The sequence below is a fragment of the Sorangium sp. So ce131 genome, from assembly GCF_051519095.1.
Taxonomy (GTDB): domain Bacteria; phylum Myxococcota_A; class Polyangia; order Polyangiales; family Polyangiaceae; genus Sorangium.
Genome location: NZ_CP150455.1, coordinates 2,384,346 through 2,402,616 on the forward strand (window position 1 = coordinate 2,384,346; position 18,271 = coordinate 2,402,616).

Genomic DNA, 18,271 nt, shown 5'->3' on the forward strand with positions numbered 1-18,271 from the left:
GCCGCGAGCGGGCTCACCTCAGGATCGCCGGGCGGCGATCTTCACGTCGCCGAAGAGGACGCCTCGGACTATCGGCCGCGCCAGGAAATCGTGCGGGAAGCCGAGCGAGACGGCGCTGGCCCTCTCGAGCCGGGCGCGCTGGTCGTCGGTCAGCCGCACGTCGAGGGCGCCCAGGTTGTCCTCGAGCTGCTTCAGGGTCCGCGCGCCCAGGATCGGGGCGGTCACGGCCGGGTTGAGCAGCGTCCAGGCGATCGCGATCTGCGACGGCGTCCTGCCGCTCTCGGCCGCGACCGCCTTCACCACCTCGGCGATCTCGAGACCCCGCTCGGTCAACGCGCCGTTCGCGGCAGCGAGGTTCTTGCGCGTGCCGGCCGGACTCGCCGCGCCGTCGCCGATGTCCAGATCGGCCCTCGTGTACTTCCCGGTCAGCACGCCGCTCCCCAGCGGCGACCACGGGATGACCCCGAGGCCCATCTCCTGCGCCATGGGGATGAGATCCCGCTCCACCGTGCGCTCGATCAGGCTGTACTCGATCTGAAGCGCGACGAGCGGCGCCCACCCGCGCAGGTCCGCGATGGCCTGCATGCGCGAGACCTGCCACGCGGGCGCGTCGGAGATGCCGACATAGAGCACCTTCCCCGAACGGACGAGATCGTCCATCGCGCGCAGGACCTCCTCCACGGGCGTGGTGCCGTCCCAGGCGTGCAGGTAGAGGAGATCGATGTAATCGGTCCTCAGCCGCTCGAGGCTCGCCTCGACCGAGCGCACCATGCTCTTGCGATGGTTGCCGCCCGAGTTGGGATCGCCGGGCCGCACGAACGACCCTAGTCCCTAGTGAAGGCGCAGCTGGACTCCCAGCGTGCCGGTGAAGCCGCCCGTCGGCAGCTTCGGGTCAGGCTTGAGGTGCAGCCGGAGGGGGGTCCCGTGGATCCGCAGGGCCGCCTCGGCGCCCACGACGAGGGCCACGGGGGCGTCCGCCGGCCACACGAGGTCGACGGCCGCGCGTGTCCCGATACCCAACACCTGCCCGGACGTCTTCGGGTCGGTCGGCTCGGCCGGATCCATGGGCATGTCCGGGCCGGCCGGCTTGGCCGGGTCGCTGGCAGAGACCCTCGTCCAGTCGAAGGCCACTTCGACCCGCGTTCGCACGAGCACGTCGATCGGCTCGATCGGCGCGGCGATGCCGCCTCCCCCGCCGAGCGTGAGCCACTGCACCCACAACCCCGGCGCCGGGTCACGCGCGGCCGCGGCGGCATAGGACGCCGACAGCGTCCCGAAGAACCCGGAGCGCTGGTCGTGCACCGCCGCCATGATCCAGCCGCCGATCCGGGCGGGACCACCCTCGAGCCCGCTGCCGGCGAGCCCGCCGACGCCGGCGAACCAGCCCACCGGCCGCGGCGTCGCCGGGCCGGCGGTTCCCGGCGTCGCCGGCCCGGCGGTTCGTCTGGGCTCGGCGCCGGCAGGGGGGGCCGGGGGGCCGGCGCGCGCCGCCGCCATCGCCGCGACCGTCAGCCCCGCGGTGCGGTAACGATCGGGCAGCGGATCCTCCTCGCGGAACTCGAGCTCGCGCGAGTGCAGCGCGCCGTCGGGCGAGCCGACCGAGGCGACGTCGACCCGGAGGTGGCGATGGTCCGGGCCGTCCAGCCAGACCACGGCGAACGCCTTGATCGGGGCCCCGGTGCGCTTCGGGTCGCCGAGCACACACCCGCCGCCCCCGGCCGCACGAGAGCACGCCTCCACGAGGATCTCCGCGAGCTCGCCGCTCACGGCGGGGCCCGACGCGATGTCGACAACGATCGGGGCCACCACGGAATATTGTACCCGAGGCCGACGCTACCGGATGGGGGGGAGCGGATGCAACTTCCCTCGGGCCTTCAGCCGATCGTGACCTTCACATGAGCGCCGCGCGGGCGCTCACGCCCGGCGGAGGAGGATCGTGTCGTCTTCCTGGCGCAGGCGGTACGTCCCGTCCTCGGTCAGGCAGCGCGCGGCGTGCCCGCGGATCTTGTCGTCGAGCGCGCGCGCCTCGGGCTCCGTCAGCGCGGCGAGCTGCTCGGCGGAGTAGCAGTCCGCGAGCACGAAGAAGCGGCACAGGGTGACCATCTCCTCCAGGGTCGCCGCCGTGTACGCGTTGTGGCTCCCGACCACGTCGAACGCGAGCTGCTTGTCCCGCAGGGTCTTGAGGAGCACCGAGCTGTCGATGACCATCGAGGTGAAATCGAGGTGCAGCTCGTAGTTCTGGCCGCGCGGGGCGCCGAGCACGATGGCGCAGTGTCCCCCCGGGCGCACGAACGCGAGCAGCCTGTCGATGAAGCCGCCCCACTCCGCGAGGGGCACGTGATAGAGCACGTGGGAGCACAGGACGAGGTCGTACCGCCTGGGCGACTCGAACCGCTCGAACACGTCGCGGACGATCTCCGCGCCGGCCGGCGCGGACGAGCCGAGCTGCGCATCGTTCGGCTCGATCAGGGTCATCGTGTCGAAATAGGGGGCGAGCCGCGCGGCGATGGCGCCCGGGCCGGCGCCGACGTCCAGCAGCGACGGCTTCTCGGGCAAGTCGGGGACGACGCGCTGCCGGATGGCCTCCGCGACGTTCTCCGGGTGCCTGGAGGTCTCGGAGAGGAGGCGGAACGCCGTGGCGTAGTCCTGGGGCGACATCGTGATGCGCATGGGGCGTCTCCTGTTCGTGAGCCTCTCTCATACCCGAAATCCGCGCGGCTCATGGCTCCGTTCTGGGCGCTGAGCGCGTTCGCCTGCGCACCGCCGGGTCGGCCCGGGACCGGAACGGACGGCCTTTGCCGCATCTCGCGAGCACGGGTGGCCTTCTGGCAGGGGCGTCCACGTCTCCTCTCTTCTCTTCCCGAGACCGGCACGTCCCTCGCTGGCCGCCGCCATGCCCAAGCGGTTGCAGAGGAGGGAGGCGATGGTAGGTTGAGGTGTGGGGTTGAACGCTCCGGCGCCGGCTGGCGCGGGTATGTAGTGGGCGCGAAAGGTCGCGTGTGCGCGTCGAACCAGCGCGCGATGCGCGCTGGTGATGGGAGGTGCGGCTCACGCGAGCGGGTCTCCGGACGGCGGCACGTCGTCCCCCGGCGGGGTTGCGCGCTCGTCGCGGATCTCGCAGCGAGCTCCACTCGAAGGGAGACGAGGGGTGAGGTGAGCGATGAAGAACGAGCGTTTGTGGTCCAGCGATGGCGTGCTGAATCACGTCGTCGACGACCGCGTGGCGGATACATTTCAGCGTGCGATCTCCAGCTTCCCGGCGGAGTGGGCGGCTGCAGCGGCGCGTGTGAAGAACGACGACGTTGTCAAACGCCTCGTGAGCGTGAGCCCAGGCGCGTACAGCCACAACGCCACATCCATCCTCGCCTCCGTGGCAGCGTGGTCGTACTCGCCGGAGAACGAGGACATCGTCAATATCATGGAGCTCCGCGGGCTGCCGTGCATCTGTGTCTCCAAATCATTCCAGAACCAGGGGCTCCTCATGGATTCACTCGTGCATATCCTCCAGAGCAGGGATGGGCGGGTGGTCATCCTGGCCTTCCGAGGATCGCAGCTGGAGCCCATCACCAACTGGCTGGCAAACATCAACATCAAACCGGATCCGTTCTTCGCCGCGGGACGTGTTCACGGCAGCTTTTATCGGGGCATCCTGTCGGTGTGGCCAAGCGTAAGAGAGCACCTCTTGACCGCCAAGAATGGCGAATCCATATGTAGAGTATGGCAGCGCACCACGCGAAGCAAGGTCTGCGCTCCGTCCATGGGGGACGATTCTTCCGCGGCCTGCGGCGAGGTGCCGAGCTTGCGGGAGCAGGACCCCCGCTGCGTCCACCGGGCGAGGCTACGGACCGTGATGGGGGCGCTGGAGGAAGCGCTCCGGTCCAAGCTGGAGGCGCTCTACATCACCGGCCATAGCCTGGGCGGGGCGCTGGCCGTCCTCGCGGCCGCCATGATCTACTCGGAAGAGGAGCTCCGCGACCTGCGGCCGCTGCTGCGCGGGATCTACACGTTCGGCCAACCGATGGTCGGTGATCGGGCGTTTGCCAGGAACTTCCAGAAACATTTCGGGCACATGCTCTTCCGGCACATCTACGACAAGGACGTGGTCCCACACCTGCCGCCGCGTACGGCAGGGGACTTTGAACACTTCGGCCAGGAGTACAAGCGGGAGCGCGGGGGCTGGGTCAGCAGCGACGGGGCGAGCGCGCGTCAGGCGCGCTTCGGAGCGCTCGCCCTGGCCGGCAGCCTTGCGTCGTGGCTCGCGGAGCAGTTTCCCATCGATCCCCTGTTCCCCGACGTCGGGCGCATGGCCTGGGTCAAGAGGAACCTCATGCCCCCGATCCTGCATAAGCGATGGTGGTTGCGTTATTCTATGGCCGACCACATGCCCATCAACTACCTGCGGACTTCACGGGAGGTCCCGCCCGGCAGCGAGTTCTTGTGAGCGCGGGGGGCGGCCCCCGTCTCGACGGACCGCCGCGATCAGCTCGGGGGGCAGCGACTCGACGACGCGCTGTCGGATATGGCGGATGAGCTTCTGCAGGTCCTCGCAGTACACGGAGGGGTTGTCGAACCGCCGCTCCCGGCTGAAGCGATGCGGCATGTAGCCGCCGCCGCACACGTCCCGCAGATCACAGGCGTGGCACGTCGCGCAGAGCGCCGTGGCGCCTTCCTGCATCGCGCGGATGATCGGCGAGCGGCGCGCGTCGTCGAGCTCGTTGCGCAGCACGTTGAGGCCCAGCTTGGTGAGCCCGTGCTCGCAACACTTGAACGCGTCGGTCGGCTCGATGCCGCCGTCGGTCTCGACGATGATCGCCCCCGAAGGTCTCCCGCCGATGTTGTCGGTGCTCATCGGATGCCCGAACAGGAGGCGCAGGATGTTCTCGAAGAACCGCACGTGCCGATCGGGCCGGTTCTGCTCGAACCAGAGGTCGAAGACCTCGACCATCCAGTCGCCGTACGACATCGCCCCCGCCGGCGGCCGGTGTTCATGGTTCGCGTGGGGAAGGAGGAAATCCATGCCCGGCACGTCGAGGAGCTGCCACAGCGCGAACATCTCCCGAGGCGGGATGTCCGTGTTGATCACGGCGAGCACGTTCGCGAAGATCCTGGGCCCCCGAGGGTGCGCCTTGAGGCGCTGGATGGCCGCGACGACGTCGTCGAACGACCCTCCGCCCTGGTGGTCCACCCGGTGGCGATCGTGAAAGCGCTTCGGGCCGTCGATGCTGAGGCCCACGTTCACGGAGAGGTCGGCCAGCAGATCGATCCACGCGTCGTCGATCAGCACGCCGTTCGACTGAACGCTGAAGTAGACGAGGACGCCGCCCTCCTCCAGCGCGCCCCTGACCTGCTCCACCCACGCGCGGAAGCGGCGCCTGCCGAGCAGGAGCGGCTCTCCGCCGTGCAGGATGACGTGGACGCTCGGAATGTCGTGCCGCGCCGCGTGCGCCGCGATGCGCCTCGACAGCGCCGCCGTGACGTCCTCGCGCATCACCGCGGGCTGGGATTCGTACGTCCGATCCGCCAGATTGTACATGTAGCAATAGCTGCAATTGAGGTTGCAGCGGCTCACCACCTTCACCACGTAGGTCGAGATGGGCACGACGTGAGATTGTTCGGTCGCGACGGATAACCTCACGGTGGGTGCCATGTCGGGTGCATCCTCGATAGGGGTGGCCGCGGGAAAGAGCTCCGGGCGATCGCGCGTTTTCCTCGCCGTGCCGTGCCGCCGTCAGCCTTCAGGCAACACGCCCGGTCTCGGCGCAGAGTTGAAGTCATCCCACTCGCCGAAGGCAAGCGCGTGGTGGCGCCCCCGGCCCTCTCGCAGATCCGCGACCGACAGCATGGCCGACTTCACCGCCTCTTTCTGGATCTTCCGGATGTGCTCCGGATCGGCGTTCAGCGTGGCAAGGTCGAGCTCGCGGGGTTCTTCGCCGTGCGGCGCCGTTGCGGCGTCCAAGGGTGCATCCGTATCCATGTTCGTCCTCAACTCCCAGTTCCGGCGCGCCCAGCACGTCCATCCGTCCTGGGGCGTCTCACGGTAAATTTGCGTTGTCGGTGCCCGCCCGCAACCGGGTCCCAGCCGGAACAGGCCCGGGTGTCGAGGAGCACGGGGGGCCGCAGGCTCTGGGGCGCAGGTGGGCTCTTCGGTGGATGTACCGATGGTTCTCCTCGCGCGCCCGGCACGGCCACCGTCAGGGCCGGAGGCTGACGGTTCAGCGGATCAGCCCCGCGGACGGCCGAACGTGTCGCCGTCGATGGGCACGCCGGGGTCGCAAGGGTCCAGTGGGATCCCACGAAGAACCCCGCGGACAGCTGACGTATCACCCCCACACCACGCGGTCGAAATCCGGGTCGATCCCCGGTCGTACCGCGTCGCTCCACGCGCGAAGGGTGTCGATCTCGTGCGCGAGGAAATCAGCGATGCTGGCCTCCTGGACCTCCTCCCATCCGTAGCCCGGGCCCTCCGTCACCCGCAGGACGTGGGTCTGCGTCCAGCGCTTCACCGCCGCGCGCGCCTCCTCCGCGCCCATCCACGAGAGCGCGGCCCGCACCGCGGCCGAGGCCTCGAACGTGGTCGCGTCGTCCAGCGCGAGGAGGAGCTCTCGGAGGCACCACGGCTGGTCGAGCACCGCGAGCGCGGCGGCGACTTTCTTCCGGACCGCGGGGGTGTTCGACCGCAGCCCTCGGCGGAGCGCGGCGAGCGCGTGCGGAGGTGCGTACTCGAGGAGCAGCAGGGCAAGCTCGCCGAGGAACGGGTTGCCCCGGTAGCCCGCAACGACCTCGACGCGCGCGAACGCCAGCGCCCCGCGGACGGCGCGATCGCGCTCGATCCCGCGGCGCAGCAGGTACCGGGCGGCGGCGTGCACCGCGTAGGGATGATCCTGCGCCGGATCCGCGCGGGCGAGGAGCCGACTCACCGCCGGGCAGACCGGGTAGTCCGGGCGCGCGTCGAGCCGCTCGATCGCGTGCCCCGCGGTCGCGCCCACCGGAGCGTCGATCAACCCCGCGCATGCATGGACGAACTCCGCCGGCGTGAGCACCGCCTCGAGGGGATCGACGAACGCGCGCGCCGTCGCTTCGCACGCGAGCCCCGCGAGCAGGTACCGCTTGTACGCCTCGCGCTGGATCGCGGCTCGCTCCTGGGCGGCCGCCGAGGGCCTCTCGCGGGCGAGCAGCTCGTGATCGCCGAGGTGTTCCGCCCAGCGCGCGCGGCGCGCCGCGTCGGAGAAGTCGATCGAGGCGAACGCTTCGGCGTTCGCCTCGAGCTCGGGGAGGACGCGGAAGACGTGTCCGTGCTCGCCGGGGACGAGCAGGCCCTCCCGGGTGAGCTCACGAATCGCGGCGACCATGACGTCGGCGGTGGGGAGGAACGCGCGCAGGCGCCGCTCGGGGAGCCTGGGGTGAGCCATGGTCAGGATACGGTGGGCGAAGAAGTAAGGATCGATCGTGAGGCCGCCGTCGCCGTGGTCGTCGACGTCGATCGCCTCGCCATCGGGCGCGGTCAGGCAGAGGCCGCGGCCGTGGAAGAGGAACCTCCAACCCGGCATGCCCGGCACGTTGCCTTCGTCGGAGTCGGGAAGGAGGCGCTCGTGTTGAACCCGCACCAACCAGCGCTGCCGATCGACCTGCCGCGCGAGCGTCACGAGGAGCCACGCATGCCACGGGTCGGGGGGCGAGCTGGAGGCGACCGGGGCCGCCGCGAGGGCGGCGCGAACAGCGACGAGGAGGGGGGACACGGCGGTGTGGTGGCGTGGCTGGGCACGCGCGGCAAGGCGGACGCGCGGCAAGGCGGCAGCGCGTGGTCTACCGGACCGGCAGCCTGCCGCGCGACCGAGGGCTTGTGTTCCAGCAAGGCGCCGCTCCGCGAGGCGCTCACGCGAACCAGGCGTTGACCTCGGCGTACGTCAGCGGCGCCCCGTGGGACGGCGGCGCCCACCGGCCTAGAAGGACCTGCTCGGCGTCCTGCCTCGCGGCCGAGAGCGCCGTGAGCGCGAGGCGCGGACCGACGCTCACCCGGCGCACGCCGAGGGATCGGAGCTGCTCGAGCGAGGGCAGCGCCGGTGAGGCCCACACGTTGAGCGGGGCGGGGACCTCCGCGACGACGCGCGCCAGCGCCTCGGCCGCCGAGAGGCCCGGCACGAAGAAGCCGTCGCAGCCCGCGTCGAGATACCACCTCCCGCGGCGCACCACCTCGTCGAGCGCCGCGTCGCCGGAGAGCGCGCGGCGCAGGAACACGTCCGTGCGCGCGTTCAGGAACAGGTCCAGCCCCGCGCGCCCGAGCGCCCCCCGCGCCGCGAGCAGCTTCGCGGCCAGCGCCTCGGGCGGCTCGGCCCCGTCCTCGAGGTTGACGCCCGCGACGCCCGCCTCCGCGAGGCGGCACACGGCGTCGGCCACGCCCGCGGCGCTCGCGGCGTAACCCCGCTCGAGATCGACGCTCACCGGGACGCGCACGGCGGCGAGGATGTCGCGCGTCGCGGCGAGCAACCGGTCGAACGGCAGGCGCTCTCCGTCGGCCGCGCCGTGCGCCCAGGCCATCGCCGCGCTGCTCGTCGCGACCGCGGCGCCCCCGGCGGCCTCGGCGAGCCGGGCGCTCGCGGCGTCCCAGGCGTTGAGCAGGACGAGGAGCTGCCCCGGCGCGTGCAGCGCCCGCAGCCGCGCCGCGCTGGCGTTGGGCCCGCTCATGCGCCGCCCTCCTCGCCGGGCGCCGCCGGGAACCGGTACGCCATGGCGATGCGGTTCCAGGCGTTGATCGTCGCCACGACCGACGTGAGCGCCGCCAGGTCGGCGCCGGAGAACGCGGCCGACACCTCGCGGTGCACCTCGTCCGGCACGTCGCCGTCCGGGAGCTCGGTCAGCGCGTCGGTCCAGGCGAGCGCCGCGCGCTCGCGCGGCGCGAAGTGCGGCGACTCGCGCCAGCGGGCGAGCGCCTCGAGCCGCTCGCCCGAGATGCCCAGCCTCCGCGCCTCGCGCCGGTGCAGCGCGACGCAGAAGGGGCAGCGGTTCACCAGGGAGGCGCGCAGCTTGACGAGCTCGATGAGCTCCGCGCCGAGGGCGCTCTGCTTCGTGGTCGCCGAGATCGCGCGCAGCGCGCGGGCGGTCTCGGGGGCGAGATGTTCAAAGCCCGCCAGGTCGAGCCGGGAATTTTCAGTTGCCATGGCCCGGCAGGATACGTTCATGATGGCCCAGCGACAGTGCCAAGGTCCGCAAAACCGAGTAGGCCATCGTGAGCGCCCGCGGCGCCGGGCTCCACCGCCTGGATCGGCGGCAGCGGGGCGCGCGGCCGCTGCACGCGCAGCTGTACGACCGGATCCGGGAGGCCGTGCTCTCCGGCGCGCTCTCCCCGGGCGCCCGGCTCCCCTCGGCGCGCGCCATGGCGCTCGAGGCGGGCGTCTCCCGCGGGACGGTGGACGTCGCGTACGCGCGGCTCTCCGTGGAGGGGTTCCTCGCGACGCGCGGCGCGGCCGGCACGTTCGTCACGAGCCCGCTGCCCATCGCCCCGCGCGGCGCGCCGGCGGCGGCGCCCGAGCCGCCGCGCGTCGGGCCGCACGCCCGCGCGGCGCTCCGCCCGTTCCAGGTGGGCGTCCCCGCGGTCGACGTGTTCCCGGTCGCGACCTGGTCGCGGCTGCTCGGGCGGCACGCGCGGCGCGCCCGGGCCGTGGACCTCGCGCGCTCCGACCCGTGCGGCGACGGCGCCCTGCGCGAGGCCATCGCCGCGCACCTCGCGGTCTCGCGCGGCGTCGTCGCGCGCGCGGAGCAGGTGATGATCACCGGGGGCTACCACGGCGCGCTCGGCCTGCTCGCGCGGGCGCTCGCGCGGCCGGGAGACCGGGCGTGGATCGAGGACCCCGGCTACCAGAGGGCGCGGGCCGCGCTGGAGCTCGCGGGGCTCGGGCTCGCGCCCGTGCCCGTGGACGCCGAGGGGCTCGACGTCGCCCGCGGCGCCGCCCTCGCCCCGCGCGCGAGGTTCGCCTTCGTGACGCCGAGCCACCAGATGCCGCTCGGCATGGCGCTCTCGCTGCCGCGCAGGCTCGCCCTGCTGGCCTGGGCGCGCGGCGCGGGCGCGTGGGTCGTCGAGGACGACTACGACGGGGAGTTCCAGCGCGCGTCCGCGCCGCTGCCCGCCCTCAAGAGCCTCGACGATGGGGGGCGGGTGATCTACGCGGGGACCTTCAGCAAGTCGATGTTCCCCGCGCTGCGCCTCGGCTTCCTCGTCGTTCCGGACGGCGCGCACGACGCGCTCGCCCGCGCGGCCGACCTGCTGCACCCCGCCCCGCCGCTCGCCGTGCAGCGGGCCGCCGCCGACTTCCTCGGAGAGGGGCACTTCGCGCGGCACGTCCGGCGCATGCGCGCGCTCTATGCGGAGCGGCACGGCGCGCTCTCCCGCGCGCTGGAGGAGCTCGCGTCGCCGCACCTCCAGGTCGAGCGCGGGACGGGCGGGCTGCACGTCGTCACCCGCCTGACCGGCGCTCTCGATCGCGAGGTGGTCGAGCGCGCAGGCCTCCTGGGCCTCGCGCCGGCAGCGCTGTCGAGTTATCAGATCCGCGCGGCGAAAGGGCGGATCGAGGGGCTGCTGCTCGGGTTCGCCGCGCTGCCCGCCGCGCGCGCGCGCAAGGCCGTGTCCCGCCTGGCGCAGGCCATCGAGCAGGCGCGCCGGCGGCCCTGACGGCGGCGGCGCGGGCGCTGGCACAGCTCGGCGCACGGCACACGGCGCCAGGAGGCCGATCGACTCGATTCCATGGGCGTTCCGCGCCGCGCCGGGCTCCGGGCGGGTGGCATGCTGCGTGCTGCCGGAGTCGGCATGACGGGGAGCTCATCCCGCAACTGCCACTCTCACCGTTCTTGTGTGACGCGCGCGGCGCGCGTGGGCGCCGGCCTCTTGTCGCTCGCCGTCGGCGTCGGCTGTTCGGGCGAGAGCCCGCCGCCTCCGCCGGAGCCCTCGGCGTGCGACTTCGTGGTTCCTGCGGCCGGCGCGCCCGCGCCGAGCGGCGATCTCCGCATCAACGAGGTGATGACCGGCAACGACGGCGCCTGGGTCGATGAGCTCGGCGAGACGGACGATTTCATCGAGCTGGTCAACATGGGCCAGGGTCCGCTGAAGCTCGGGGAGTACTACCTGGGCGACGAGTCCGGCAAGGCGACGCGGCTGCCGGCGCTGACGCTCGGGCCGGGTCGAACGGCGCTGTTCTGGGCCGACGACACGCCGGGCCAGGGGCCGCTGCACCTGCCGTTCAAGCTCTCGAGCTCGGGCGCGCGCGTGATGTTGTGGTCGGCGTCGTGCGGGCTCGCCGATCTGGTCGAGGTGCCGGAGCTGCCGCGCTCCGAGAGCTACGCGCGTTTGCCCGACGGCACGGGCGAGCTGTCGATCTGCCGGTATGCCACGCCCGAGCGCGCGAACGGCGAGACGTGTGATCCGCCGGACCCGCCGAACCTCGACGACAACGTCCGCTTCGCGCCGTTCCAGTGGCCCGCTCCGTTCCCGCCCATCGCCGGGCCGCTGGTCATCTCCGAGCTGGCCTTGCGGCCGGCGGGGTTCGTCGAGGTGCTGAACGTGGGCGACGCGCCCGTGGCGCTCGACGGCTTCGCGCTGCGCCTCTCGGCGCTCTCGCCGGGGCAGGCGCCCCCCGGCGCCGACGCGGGCGTGCTGCTCGCGTGGCCGGAGCCGGCCGCCACGCTGGGGCCCGGGGAGCGCGTGAACGTCCCGGTGGGCGCGGGCGATACGGCCGAGCTCGAGGCCTCGCCCGATTTCGAGGGCGCGGCGACGTTGTGGCAGGCGGGCCAGCCCGCGCCGAGCGATCGCGTCGAGTTCATGGCGTGGCCGGAGGGCGCGTCGCTGGCCCGCGTGCCCGACGCGATCGGGCCGCCGCGCTTCTGCGAGGCGGCGAGCCCCGGCGCGGCGAACGGGGGCTGCGAGCCGCTGGCGGAGCGCGCGCTCCCGAGCGGCCGCGCGCGCCGGCTGGAGACGGCCGCCGACTTCGCCGAGCTGGCCAAGGGCGGCACCGAGGTCGGCGAGGCCGGCGTCAAGTTCGTGGTCGACATGGCCGCGGGCGACGCCGTGCACCTCCTGAGCACGCGCGCGTGGGCGCTCCACTACACGTGGATCCGCGAGCACATCGAGAAGCAGCCGCACCTCGACCGCTGCGATCCAGAGCAGGACGCGGAGTTCGACGTCGGCTGGGGGCTGTTCAGCCAGAGCGAGTATTACCGCGTCGAGGGCCGCCGCTACCTCCTGGGCACGCTGGTGGAGCACGCGAACGGCACCAAGACCGTCGAGTTCTCGCCCGGCGACCAGATCATCGGCGCCCAGATGCGGCGCGCGTTCTTCGCCGCGATGAGGGCGGTGCCCGACCCGCAGGCGTGGGCGATAAGGCCCACCGCGGGGCGCCAGGTCGCCGAGCTGCGCGCCGTCGAGGGGACCGCGCCCATCGTCGGGCCGAACGCGCCGTACGTCGGGCTCACCTACCAGCCGCTCAACCCGGCCGTGGGCTTCGGCACGCTCACGTTCGTCCCGGCGCGCGAGCTGGAGACGGCCGAGCTCGGGCCGAACGTGATCGTGGTGACGGACGACGTGCCGAACGAGACGGCGTTCATGGGCGGCCTCATCACCGAGGCGTTCCAGACGCCGCTGGCGCACGTGAACGTGCTGGCGCGCGGCCGGGCGACGCCGAACATGGCCCTGCGCGGCGCGCGCGACCACGACCGCCTGAGGGGCCTGTTCGGCAAGCTGGTGCGGCTCGAGGTGCGCGCCACGGACTTCGACCTCCGCGAGGCGACCGCGGAGGAGGCGGACGCCTACTGGGAGGCGCGCAAGCCCAAGGGCGAGCGGCTCTCGCCGGCGCTCGACCTCTCCGTGCGCGGGATCGTCCCGCTCGACGCCGCGGCGTACTCCTCGGGCGACAGCATCGGCTCCAAGGCGGCGGGCATGGCCGAGCTGTACCGCGTGAGCGAGGTGGGGCGGTACTGCCAGCCCAGCCTGGTGCCGCTGTTCGTGCCGCCCGCCGCCTTCGCGATCCCGTTCGCGCACTACATGGATCACTTCGAGGCGAGCGGCGCGGCGGCGCTCCTGGCCGAGCTGGAGCAGGACGCCAGGTTCCGCGCCGATCCACATGAGCGGGCCGAGGGCCTCTCGCGGGTGCGGGAGCGGATGATGAGGCACCCGGTGGACGCCGAGATCCTGGGCGAGATCACGGGCGCGATCGCGGAGCGCTTCGGCGAGCGCCGCGTGCGCCTGCGCAGCAGCAGCAACACCGAGGATCTGGCCACCTTCAACGGCGCGGGCCTGCACACGTCGACGAGCGGCGAGCTGGACGTGTCGTCGAGCTCCATCGAGGACGCGCTGCGCACGGTCTGGTCGAGCCTCTGGAACATGCGCGCCTACGACGAGCGCGAGTTCGGCCACGTGGATCAGACGCGCGCGGCGATGGCCGTGCTGGTGCACCAGGCGTGGCAGTCGGAGCGCGCGCAGGGCGTGGGCATCAGCCGCAACGCGCTCGACGCCATCCGCGACAGCCAGTACTACATCAACGCGCAGATCGGGGAAGCGTCGGTCACCAACCCCGCGCCCGGCGTGACCAGCGACGAGATCGTGTACACGCCGCCGCCTCGCGCGACGAAGGTGGACTACCAGGCGCGCTCGAGCCTGTCGCGCGGGCGCGACGTGCTGTCTTTCCAGGAGATCCAGCAGATCGGCTGCGCGCTCGAGGCCATCCACGACCACTACCGGCCGCTCGTGGACCCGGAGGGGGAGAACCGGCTGTATGCGATGCAGATCGAGTGGAAGCTGATCGGCCCGGAGCGCCGGCTGCTGGTCAAGCAGGCGCGGCCTTACAGCTTCGGCGCGCTTGAAGCGCCCGGCGACTGCCGCGAGTTCTAGCTTCGACGGACCCGCGCGGCCGAGGCGCGGGCCAAGGGCAGCTTGGCCACGGCGGGATCCAGCCCCGTAGAATCAACCGTTCGCTGGCCACCCAACGTCCCGGCGCCCCACTGCACGGCGCCGTTGCGCTCCACGAGCCCGCTCGGTACCCTCGGGGGCAAAATGACGTCCACCGCGCCGCAGGGCTGCTGCGAGAGGAGCCATGTCCACCGTTCGGCTCCCCCTCTCACCAGAGCCCTGCCTCCGCCGCCGCTCCCTCCGTCCCCATGAACAAACGGCGCGGCGCCCAGTCCTCCCTCCAAGGCATGTTGCACACAGCGGCGCACACCGACGCGCGAATCAAGCACCACGCCAGGGCCGAACGCCGTGGCTTCGCAGACCGATGAAAGGAGTTCTGACGAAATGAAGACGTTCTTGGCTCTTTTTGCCGCCCTGGGTTGCTCCCTCGCCACTTCGCTCGCGCTCGCGGATCCTCTCCCTGTAACCGGCCAGTGGCGGACGATTGATGAGCAGGGGGTCGAGCAGTCGGTGGTAGAGATTTACGAGAAGGGGGGGAAGATCTTCGGCAAGATCGTGAGCCTGAAGCACCCGCTCGACGAGAAGGGGAAGCCGAAGGTCTGCACCGCCTGTGAGGGCGCCGACAAGAACAAGCCCCTCGTGGGGCTCGTCATCATCAAGAACATGGCCCGCGATGACGACGAGTACGATGACGGTACGATCCTGGACCCGAACAACGGCGAGACCTATAGCTGCAAGCTCGAGGCGATCGAGGGCGGGAAGAAGCTAAAGGTGCGCGGCTTCTTGGGCATCTCCCTCCTCGGCAGGACCCAGACCTGGCTGAAGAAGTAAAATCTTCTCATACACCAGTCGTGGTGCACCTCGGATGAGAGGCGGGGCTTCGGAACCGCCAGGAGCGGCCGCGGCGTGGCCCCGTGCTATTTCTGAGCCAGTGCATTCACTCGATGATGGGATGAGGTCAGCTTCATGAGAGTATACGTCTTCAAGTCGTTGCCGCCGTTTCTCTGGGGTTACACGCGCGACCTTCGTGCGATGTGGGCGCTGGAAGAGTGTGGAGTCGCCTACGAGGCCGTCGGGCTCGATTGCGGGCCGAACGGTCTTCAAGATGAAGTCGAGTTCGGAGCGGTGTCGCCATTCAAACAAGTTCCGGCGATCGATGATGACGGGTATGTCTTGACGGAGTCGGGCGCGATTCTGCTTTATATTGCGGAGAAATCCGGAAAATTGATTCCTTCTGATCTGAAGGGTCGCGCGCAGGTCTATCGCTGGACGATCACGTCATTGAACAACATCGAGCCTTTTTCGCTGCCGATTCTATTTGCCGATTTTCAAGGCGACTCAAATCCCCATTTGAAGGCGTTGCGTCCTTGGCATGTCGAGATACTCGATCGCTTCTTGCCGAAGATCGACCAGATGCTGCAGGCTCAGCCGTTCATCACGGGGGCTGACTTCACGGTTGCCGACATTATTCTCACGTGCGTGCTGCGCGAGCTTCGTAAGACGGAGATCCTCGCCAAGTATCCGAGCGTCGAAGACTACCGCCGTCGCTGCGAAGAGCGGCCCGCGTTCGTGAAGGTCCTAAACGCCTACGAAGACCGCCTCGGCATTCCCCGCGGGAGCGCGCGATAAGCGACCCTACTAGACTCGATTGGGGTGCGCGCGCTCGAGCGAGGACTCCGCACGAGCTCGGCGCGCACCGATGGTAAGCGCGGGTGCACCGCCGAAAGAGCACCTCGCCGACAGCCGGGCGCTCGCACGGCGCCGGTGCTGCACACCGTCCTTTTCATCGAGCGAACGTGCGGATAGATTCCCTGGGTCCCGTCGAGGTCATGACGGTCAATGTCCGCGGGTTACCGCCCAACACCGAGTTCGACTTCTTCGTGATCCAGGTCCCCAACGCGCCGTTCGGCCTCTCCTGGTACCAGGGCGACATCGAGACGGACGGCCGAGGCCGGGGCACAGGGGTGTTCGTCGGGCGCTTCAATATCGAGACGTTCATCGTGGCGCCGAACACCGCGCCAGCGCCGGTCGTGCACGATGAGCCGCCGTTCCCGGACGCCTCCTCGAACCCGCCGACCGCCCCGGTCCACACCTTCCACCTCGGGCTCTGGTTCAACTCGCCGGCGGACGCCCAGGCCGCGGGCTGTCCCAACACGACGACGCCGTTCAACGGAGATCACACCGCAGGCGTGCAGGTGCTCAGCACCCGCAACTTCCCGGATGACCACGGGCCTCTGCGGGACGCACCTCGCGGTCCGGTGGCGCGTAGGTAGAAGAAGTCGGATCGCAGCGCGATGAAGTGTGGCGTAGCAAACCGAAGCGGTTTCACCTGGATGGTCTGATCGGATCTCTGGCTCATGGATCCCTCGCAGCGTTCCCCGCGGCGGATGCGGCGGGCAGCGGCGAGGGCATATGCGCGGGGCGTGCCAGGGCGCCCACGGCGCGGTCGCTGCCCTGCGCGGGGCTCACGGCCCCGGCGCGCGCGCCACCTCCTGGGCTGCGCGGGGCGCCGCCTCGGCGTTGACCTCGCACATGGCTTCCGGCGCGACCTCGGCCGCCTCGCCCGGCGCGCCTCGGGCTTCGAGCTGCATCTCCGGAGCGTTTGCTCCCCGCAGGAGCCGGCGAACCTTCTCCCTCAGCGCGAAATGGTCGAGGCCCTTTCGGACCATCGCAGAGCCGGCGAAGCAGGCGGTGTTCGTCACGTACGGCACGAGCGTGGCGGCCGACTTGCGGACCAGGCGGATGCTCACCTCATCGTAGGTCCGCGTCGAAAACATGCGCTTGTACTCGTTGTCCCCGGAGCCGAAATCGACCGTCTTCGGCGCCCCGTCCGCGCATAGATCCTCGAGGATCATGTAGAGCAGCACGTTCCCGGGGTGATATGCGGCCCACGCGGGATCGTACCCTGCGCGCTCATAGTAAAAGGTCCCTTCGCCCAGGAGCCCGAGCACGAAGGCGACCGGGGTGTCGCCGTTCTGCAAGACGTAGCTGCGCAGCCAGCCGTGTGTGGCCGTCGTCTTCAGCTTGCGCAGGTAGGCCTCGGGGGTGATGGAGTGCCCGAGGTTCCTGCCTTGCCAGCTCAGCGCCGAGACGCGCTGCGCCAGCTTGATGAAGCTCGGCACGTCGTCCTCGTGCGTGAAGCGCCGGAGCACCATGCCGTGGCGCATCGCGCCCGCGAGGCGCTTCGCCTTGTATTTCAGCGTCCGGCGCGTCCGGCCGCTGAATTTCTCGAGGTACGCGTCGAGGCTCCCTCTCAGATCGACGAGGCGGCGCGGCGTCGCGCCGGCCAGCGTGTCGACCCAGAACTCGCGGCCGACCTGCGGGGATCGTCGGAGGAGACGCAGGAGATCGGACTCGGCCGGCAACCCCTCGATAAAGAGCACCTGATAAGGCACCTTCGCGTGGAGGACGGCCTCGAGGAGCGCCTCCTGCGCCGCCGGGGTGTCCGGCCCGAGCCAGTCCGTCCCGCACAGCACCGCCCGCCGAACCGGGAAGCTGCCCACGGAGGCATACCCGAGACGGCAGCGCCAGGTCCAGTCTTGCAGCAGGAACGGCGCCGCGCCGATCAGGGTCTCACCCTCGTAGAGGGCGGCGACCATGAGGCCATCCTCCCCGGTCCACCCCGAGGGGCGCATCGGCATCTCCTCCGCCTCGAGGGCGATGTGCTCGAGCCGATGCTGCAACTGACGTTGCGGACGAGCGCGATAGAGGCGCTCCCACTCGGACGAGAGCCCGGCGAGATCCGCCTTCCGACATACGATGCGCGATTGATAGGACATGAGGCACCCCCCCCTTTGCAGCTTCGTTCGCTCGCGAACGAAGGCGGTCCATGTGATGGAACACACGACGTGTCCGCCGGACTCCGCGTCCGCTTTCCTGTCGTTGACCCGGAGTTGCCCATGAGCGTCTCCAGATCACGAGCCAGGGTGACATTGCGCCCCGTGCGCCCAGGCGCGCGGTCACCGGCTCATCTAGATGAGCAGCCCCAGGGATGCGAAGACCTCTCCGCTGGCGAGACAGCGGCGCCCCCGGCGGAAAGCCGGTATGGGGACCGTTGCTGCGCACACCGAGCCGGGGGCTCGGAGGGCGGCCTGCGGGAGCTCGTGATGCGGAGTGACCAGGGTAGCTGGGGTTTCCAGCGAGTCAATCCTCAAGGGTTCATGGGAATCTGCAATGGGTCGATTCTCGCCGTGTATTGTCGTCACGGACGCTGCGGCGGACGAGCGACTCGACCGCCTCCGACACACCGCTGCGTCCGCGCAGAACCAGGCGCGCTGCGCGCTCGTCGCCATGGGGCTCCTCCCCGGCGCGGAGGGCGATCACGATGACCGCGCGGCGCGCGACGCGGCGCTCGCTGACGAGCAGCATCTCCATGGTGACTCT

15 protein-coding genes and 1 pseudogene are annotated in these 18,271 nt (G+C 70.8%); 6 read left to right on the top strand and 10 right to left on the bottom strand.

The features are described 5' to 3' along the window. Window positions 1-18: 18 nt before the first annotated feature. The 3 genes and pseudogenes from WMF43_RS08905 to WMF43_RS08915 all read right to left on the bottom strand — a co-directional run. Window positions 19-813: pseudogene (locus tag WMF43_RS08905) on the bottom strand (aldo/keto reductase); the annotation flags it as partial. Between the two features lie 18 nt (window positions 814-831). Beyond that, on the bottom strand, window positions 832-1,806 hold the full coding sequence (locus tag WMF43_RS08910) for a hypothetical protein (protein WP_437679047.1): 975 nt from the start codon (window positions 1,804-1,806) through the stop codon (window positions 832-834). A gap of 108 nt (window positions 1,807-1,914) precedes the next feature. Beyond that, window positions 1,915-2,670, bottom strand: coding sequence for a class I SAM-dependent methyltransferase (locus WMF43_RS08915; protein WP_437679048.1), 756 nt, complete (start codon window positions 2,668-2,670; stop codon window positions 1,915-1,917). Window positions 2,671-3,160: 490 nt separating this feature from the next. Here WMF43_RS08915 and WMF43_RS08920 point away from each other — a divergent pair, with 490 nt between their 5' ends. Next, the gene (locus tag WMF43_RS08920) at window positions 3,161-4,441 is read left to right on the top strand and encodes a lipase family protein (RefSeq protein ID WP_437679049.1); all 1,281 of its coding nucleotides are present in this window, start codon (window positions 3,161-3,163) and stop codon (window positions 4,439-4,441) included. On the opposite strand, the gene WMF43_RS08925 is transcribed toward WMF43_RS08920, so the two are convergent. The 5 genes from WMF43_RS08925 to WMF43_RS08945 all read right to left on the bottom strand — a co-directional run bounded on the left by WMF43_RS08925 (window position 4,406) and on the right by WMF43_RS08945 (window position 9,155). After that, on the bottom strand, window positions 4,406-5,647 hold the full coding sequence (locus WMF43_RS08925; RefSeq protein WP_437679050.1) for an FxsB family cyclophane-forming radical SAM/SPASM peptide maturase: 1,242 nt from the start codon (window positions 5,645-5,647) through the stop codon (window positions 4,406-4,408). The genes WMF43_RS08920 and WMF43_RS08925 overlap by 36 nt on opposite strands. Before the next feature lie 81 nt (window positions 5,648-5,728). Next, window positions 5,729-5,974 (bottom strand): hypothetical protein, encoded by a 246-nt coding sequence (locus WMF43_RS08930; RefSeq protein ID WP_437679051.1) that lies wholly within the window; start codon window positions 5,972-5,974, stop codon window positions 5,729-5,731. A 346-nt stretch (window positions 5,975-6,320) separates the two neighbouring features. Further along, window positions 6,321-7,736: a hypothetical protein gene (locus tag WMF43_RS08935; RefSeq protein ID WP_437679052.1), complete on the bottom strand. Its 1,416-nt coding sequence runs from the start codon at window positions 7,734-7,736 to the stop codon at window positions 6,321-6,323. A 136-nt stretch (window positions 7,737-7,872) separates the two neighbouring features. After that, on the bottom strand, window positions 7,873-8,682 hold the full coding sequence (locus WMF43_RS08940; protein WP_437679053.1) for an isocitrate lyase/PEP mutase family protein: 810 nt from the start codon (window positions 8,680-8,682) through the stop codon (window positions 7,873-7,875). Then, on the bottom strand, window positions 8,679-9,155 hold the full coding sequence (locus WMF43_RS08945; RefSeq protein ID WP_437679054.1) for a carboxymuconolactone decarboxylase family protein: 477 nt from the start codon (window positions 9,153-9,155) through the stop codon (window positions 8,679-8,681). Before WMF43_RS08945 ends, WMF43_RS08940 begins: the two co-directional genes overlap by 4 nt. 68 nt (window positions 9,156-9,223) lie before the next feature. Between WMF43_RS08945 and WMF43_RS08950 the strand changes: the two genes are divergently transcribed. The 5 genes from WMF43_RS08950 (at window position 9,224) to WMF43_RS08970 (ending at window position 16,161) form a co-directional block, all read left to right on the top strand. After that, window positions 9,224-10,663, top strand: a complete 1,440-nt coding sequence (locus WMF43_RS08950; protein ID WP_437679055.1) for a PLP-dependent aminotransferase family protein — start codon at window positions 9,224-9,226, stop codon at window positions 10,661-10,663. 180 nt (window positions 10,664-10,843) lie between these two features. After that, complete coding sequence (locus WMF43_RS08955) at window positions 10,844-13,870, top strand: PEP/pyruvate-binding domain-containing protein (protein WP_437679056.1); 3,027 nt, start codon at window positions 10,844-10,846, stop codon at window positions 13,868-13,870. A 402-nt stretch (window positions 13,871-14,272) separates the two neighbouring features. Continuing rightward, window positions 14,273-14,719, top strand: a complete 447-nt coding sequence (locus WMF43_RS08960; protein ID WP_437679057.1) for a DUF2147 domain-containing protein — start codon at window positions 14,273-14,275, stop codon at window positions 14,717-14,719. 135 nt (window positions 14,720-14,854) lie between these two features. Beyond that, window positions 14,855-15,517 carry a glutathione S-transferase family protein gene (locus WMF43_RS08965; protein ID WP_437679058.1) on the top strand — a complete coding sequence of 221 codons (663 nt, stop codon included), beginning with the start codon at window positions 14,855-14,857 and terminating at the stop codon, window positions 15,515-15,517. A gap of 200 nt (window positions 15,518-15,717) precedes the next feature. Continuing rightward, window positions 15,718-16,161: a hypothetical protein gene (locus WMF43_RS08970; protein WP_437679059.1), complete on the top strand. Its 444-nt coding sequence runs from the start codon at window positions 15,718-15,720 to the stop codon at window positions 16,159-16,161. A 192-nt stretch (window positions 16,162-16,353) separates the two neighbouring features. Here WMF43_RS08970 and WMF43_RS08975 read toward each other — a convergent pair whose 3' ends face one another. Next, complete coding sequence (locus tag WMF43_RS08975; protein ID WP_437679060.1) at window positions 16,354-17,667, bottom strand: GNAT family N-acetyltransferase; 1,314 nt, start codon at window positions 17,665-17,667, stop codon at window positions 16,354-16,356. A 379-nt stretch (window positions 17,668-18,046) separates the two neighbouring features. Further along, the gene (locus WMF43_RS08980) at window positions 18,047-18,262 is read right to left on the bottom strand and encodes a hypothetical protein (protein WP_437679061.1); all 216 of its coding nucleotides are present in this window, start codon (window positions 18,260-18,262) and stop codon (window positions 18,047-18,049) included. Window positions 18,263-18,271: the final 9 nt, after the last annotated feature.

What these genes read in the sequence shown, in the direction of transcription:
- WMF43_RS08975 (WP_437679060.1), bottom strand. Translation starts at nt 17,667, where the DNA reads ATGTCCTATCAATCGCGCATCGTATGTCGGAAGGCGGATCTCGCCGGG.
- WMF43_RS08930 (WP_437679051.1), bottom strand. Translation starts at nt 5,974, where the DNA reads ATGGATACGGATGCACCCTTGGACGCCGCAACGGCGCCGCACGGCGAA.
- WMF43_RS08980 (WP_437679061.1), bottom strand. Translation starts at nt 18,262, where the DNA reads ATGGAGATGCTGCTCGTCAGCGAGCGCCGCGTCGCGCGCCGCGCGGTC.
- WMF43_RS08915 (WP_437679048.1), bottom strand. Translation starts at nt 2,670, where the DNA reads ATGCGCATCACGATGTCGCCCCAGGACTACGCCACGGCGTTCCGCCTC.
- WMF43_RS08945 (WP_437679054.1), bottom strand. Translation starts at nt 9,155, where the DNA reads ATGGCAACTGAAAATTCCCGGCTCGACCTGGCGGGCTTTGAACATCTC.
- WMF43_RS08925 (WP_437679050.1), bottom strand. Translation starts at nt 5,647, where the DNA reads ATGGCACCCACCGTGAGGTTATCCGTCGCGACCGAACAATCTCACGTC.
- WMF43_RS08965 (WP_437679058.1), top strand. Translation starts at nt 14,855, where the DNA reads ATGAGAGTATACGTCTTCAAGTCGTTGCCGCCGTTTCTCTGGGGTTAC.
- WMF43_RS08940 (WP_437679053.1), bottom strand. Translation starts at nt 8,682, where the DNA reads ATGAGCGGGCCCAACGCCAGCGCGGCGCGGCTGCGGGCGCTGCACGCG.
- WMF43_RS08920 (WP_437679049.1), top strand. Translation starts at nt 3,161, where the DNA reads ATGAAGAACGAGCGTTTGTGGTCCAGCGATGGCGTGCTGAATCACGTC.
- WMF43_RS08970 (WP_437679059.1), top strand. Translation starts at nt 15,718, where the DNA reads ATGACGGTCAATGTCCGCGGGTTACCGCCCAACACCGAGTTCGACTTC.
- WMF43_RS08960 (WP_437679057.1), top strand. Translation starts at nt 14,273, where the DNA reads ATGAAGACGTTCTTGGCTCTTTTTGCCGCCCTGGGTTGCTCCCTCGCC.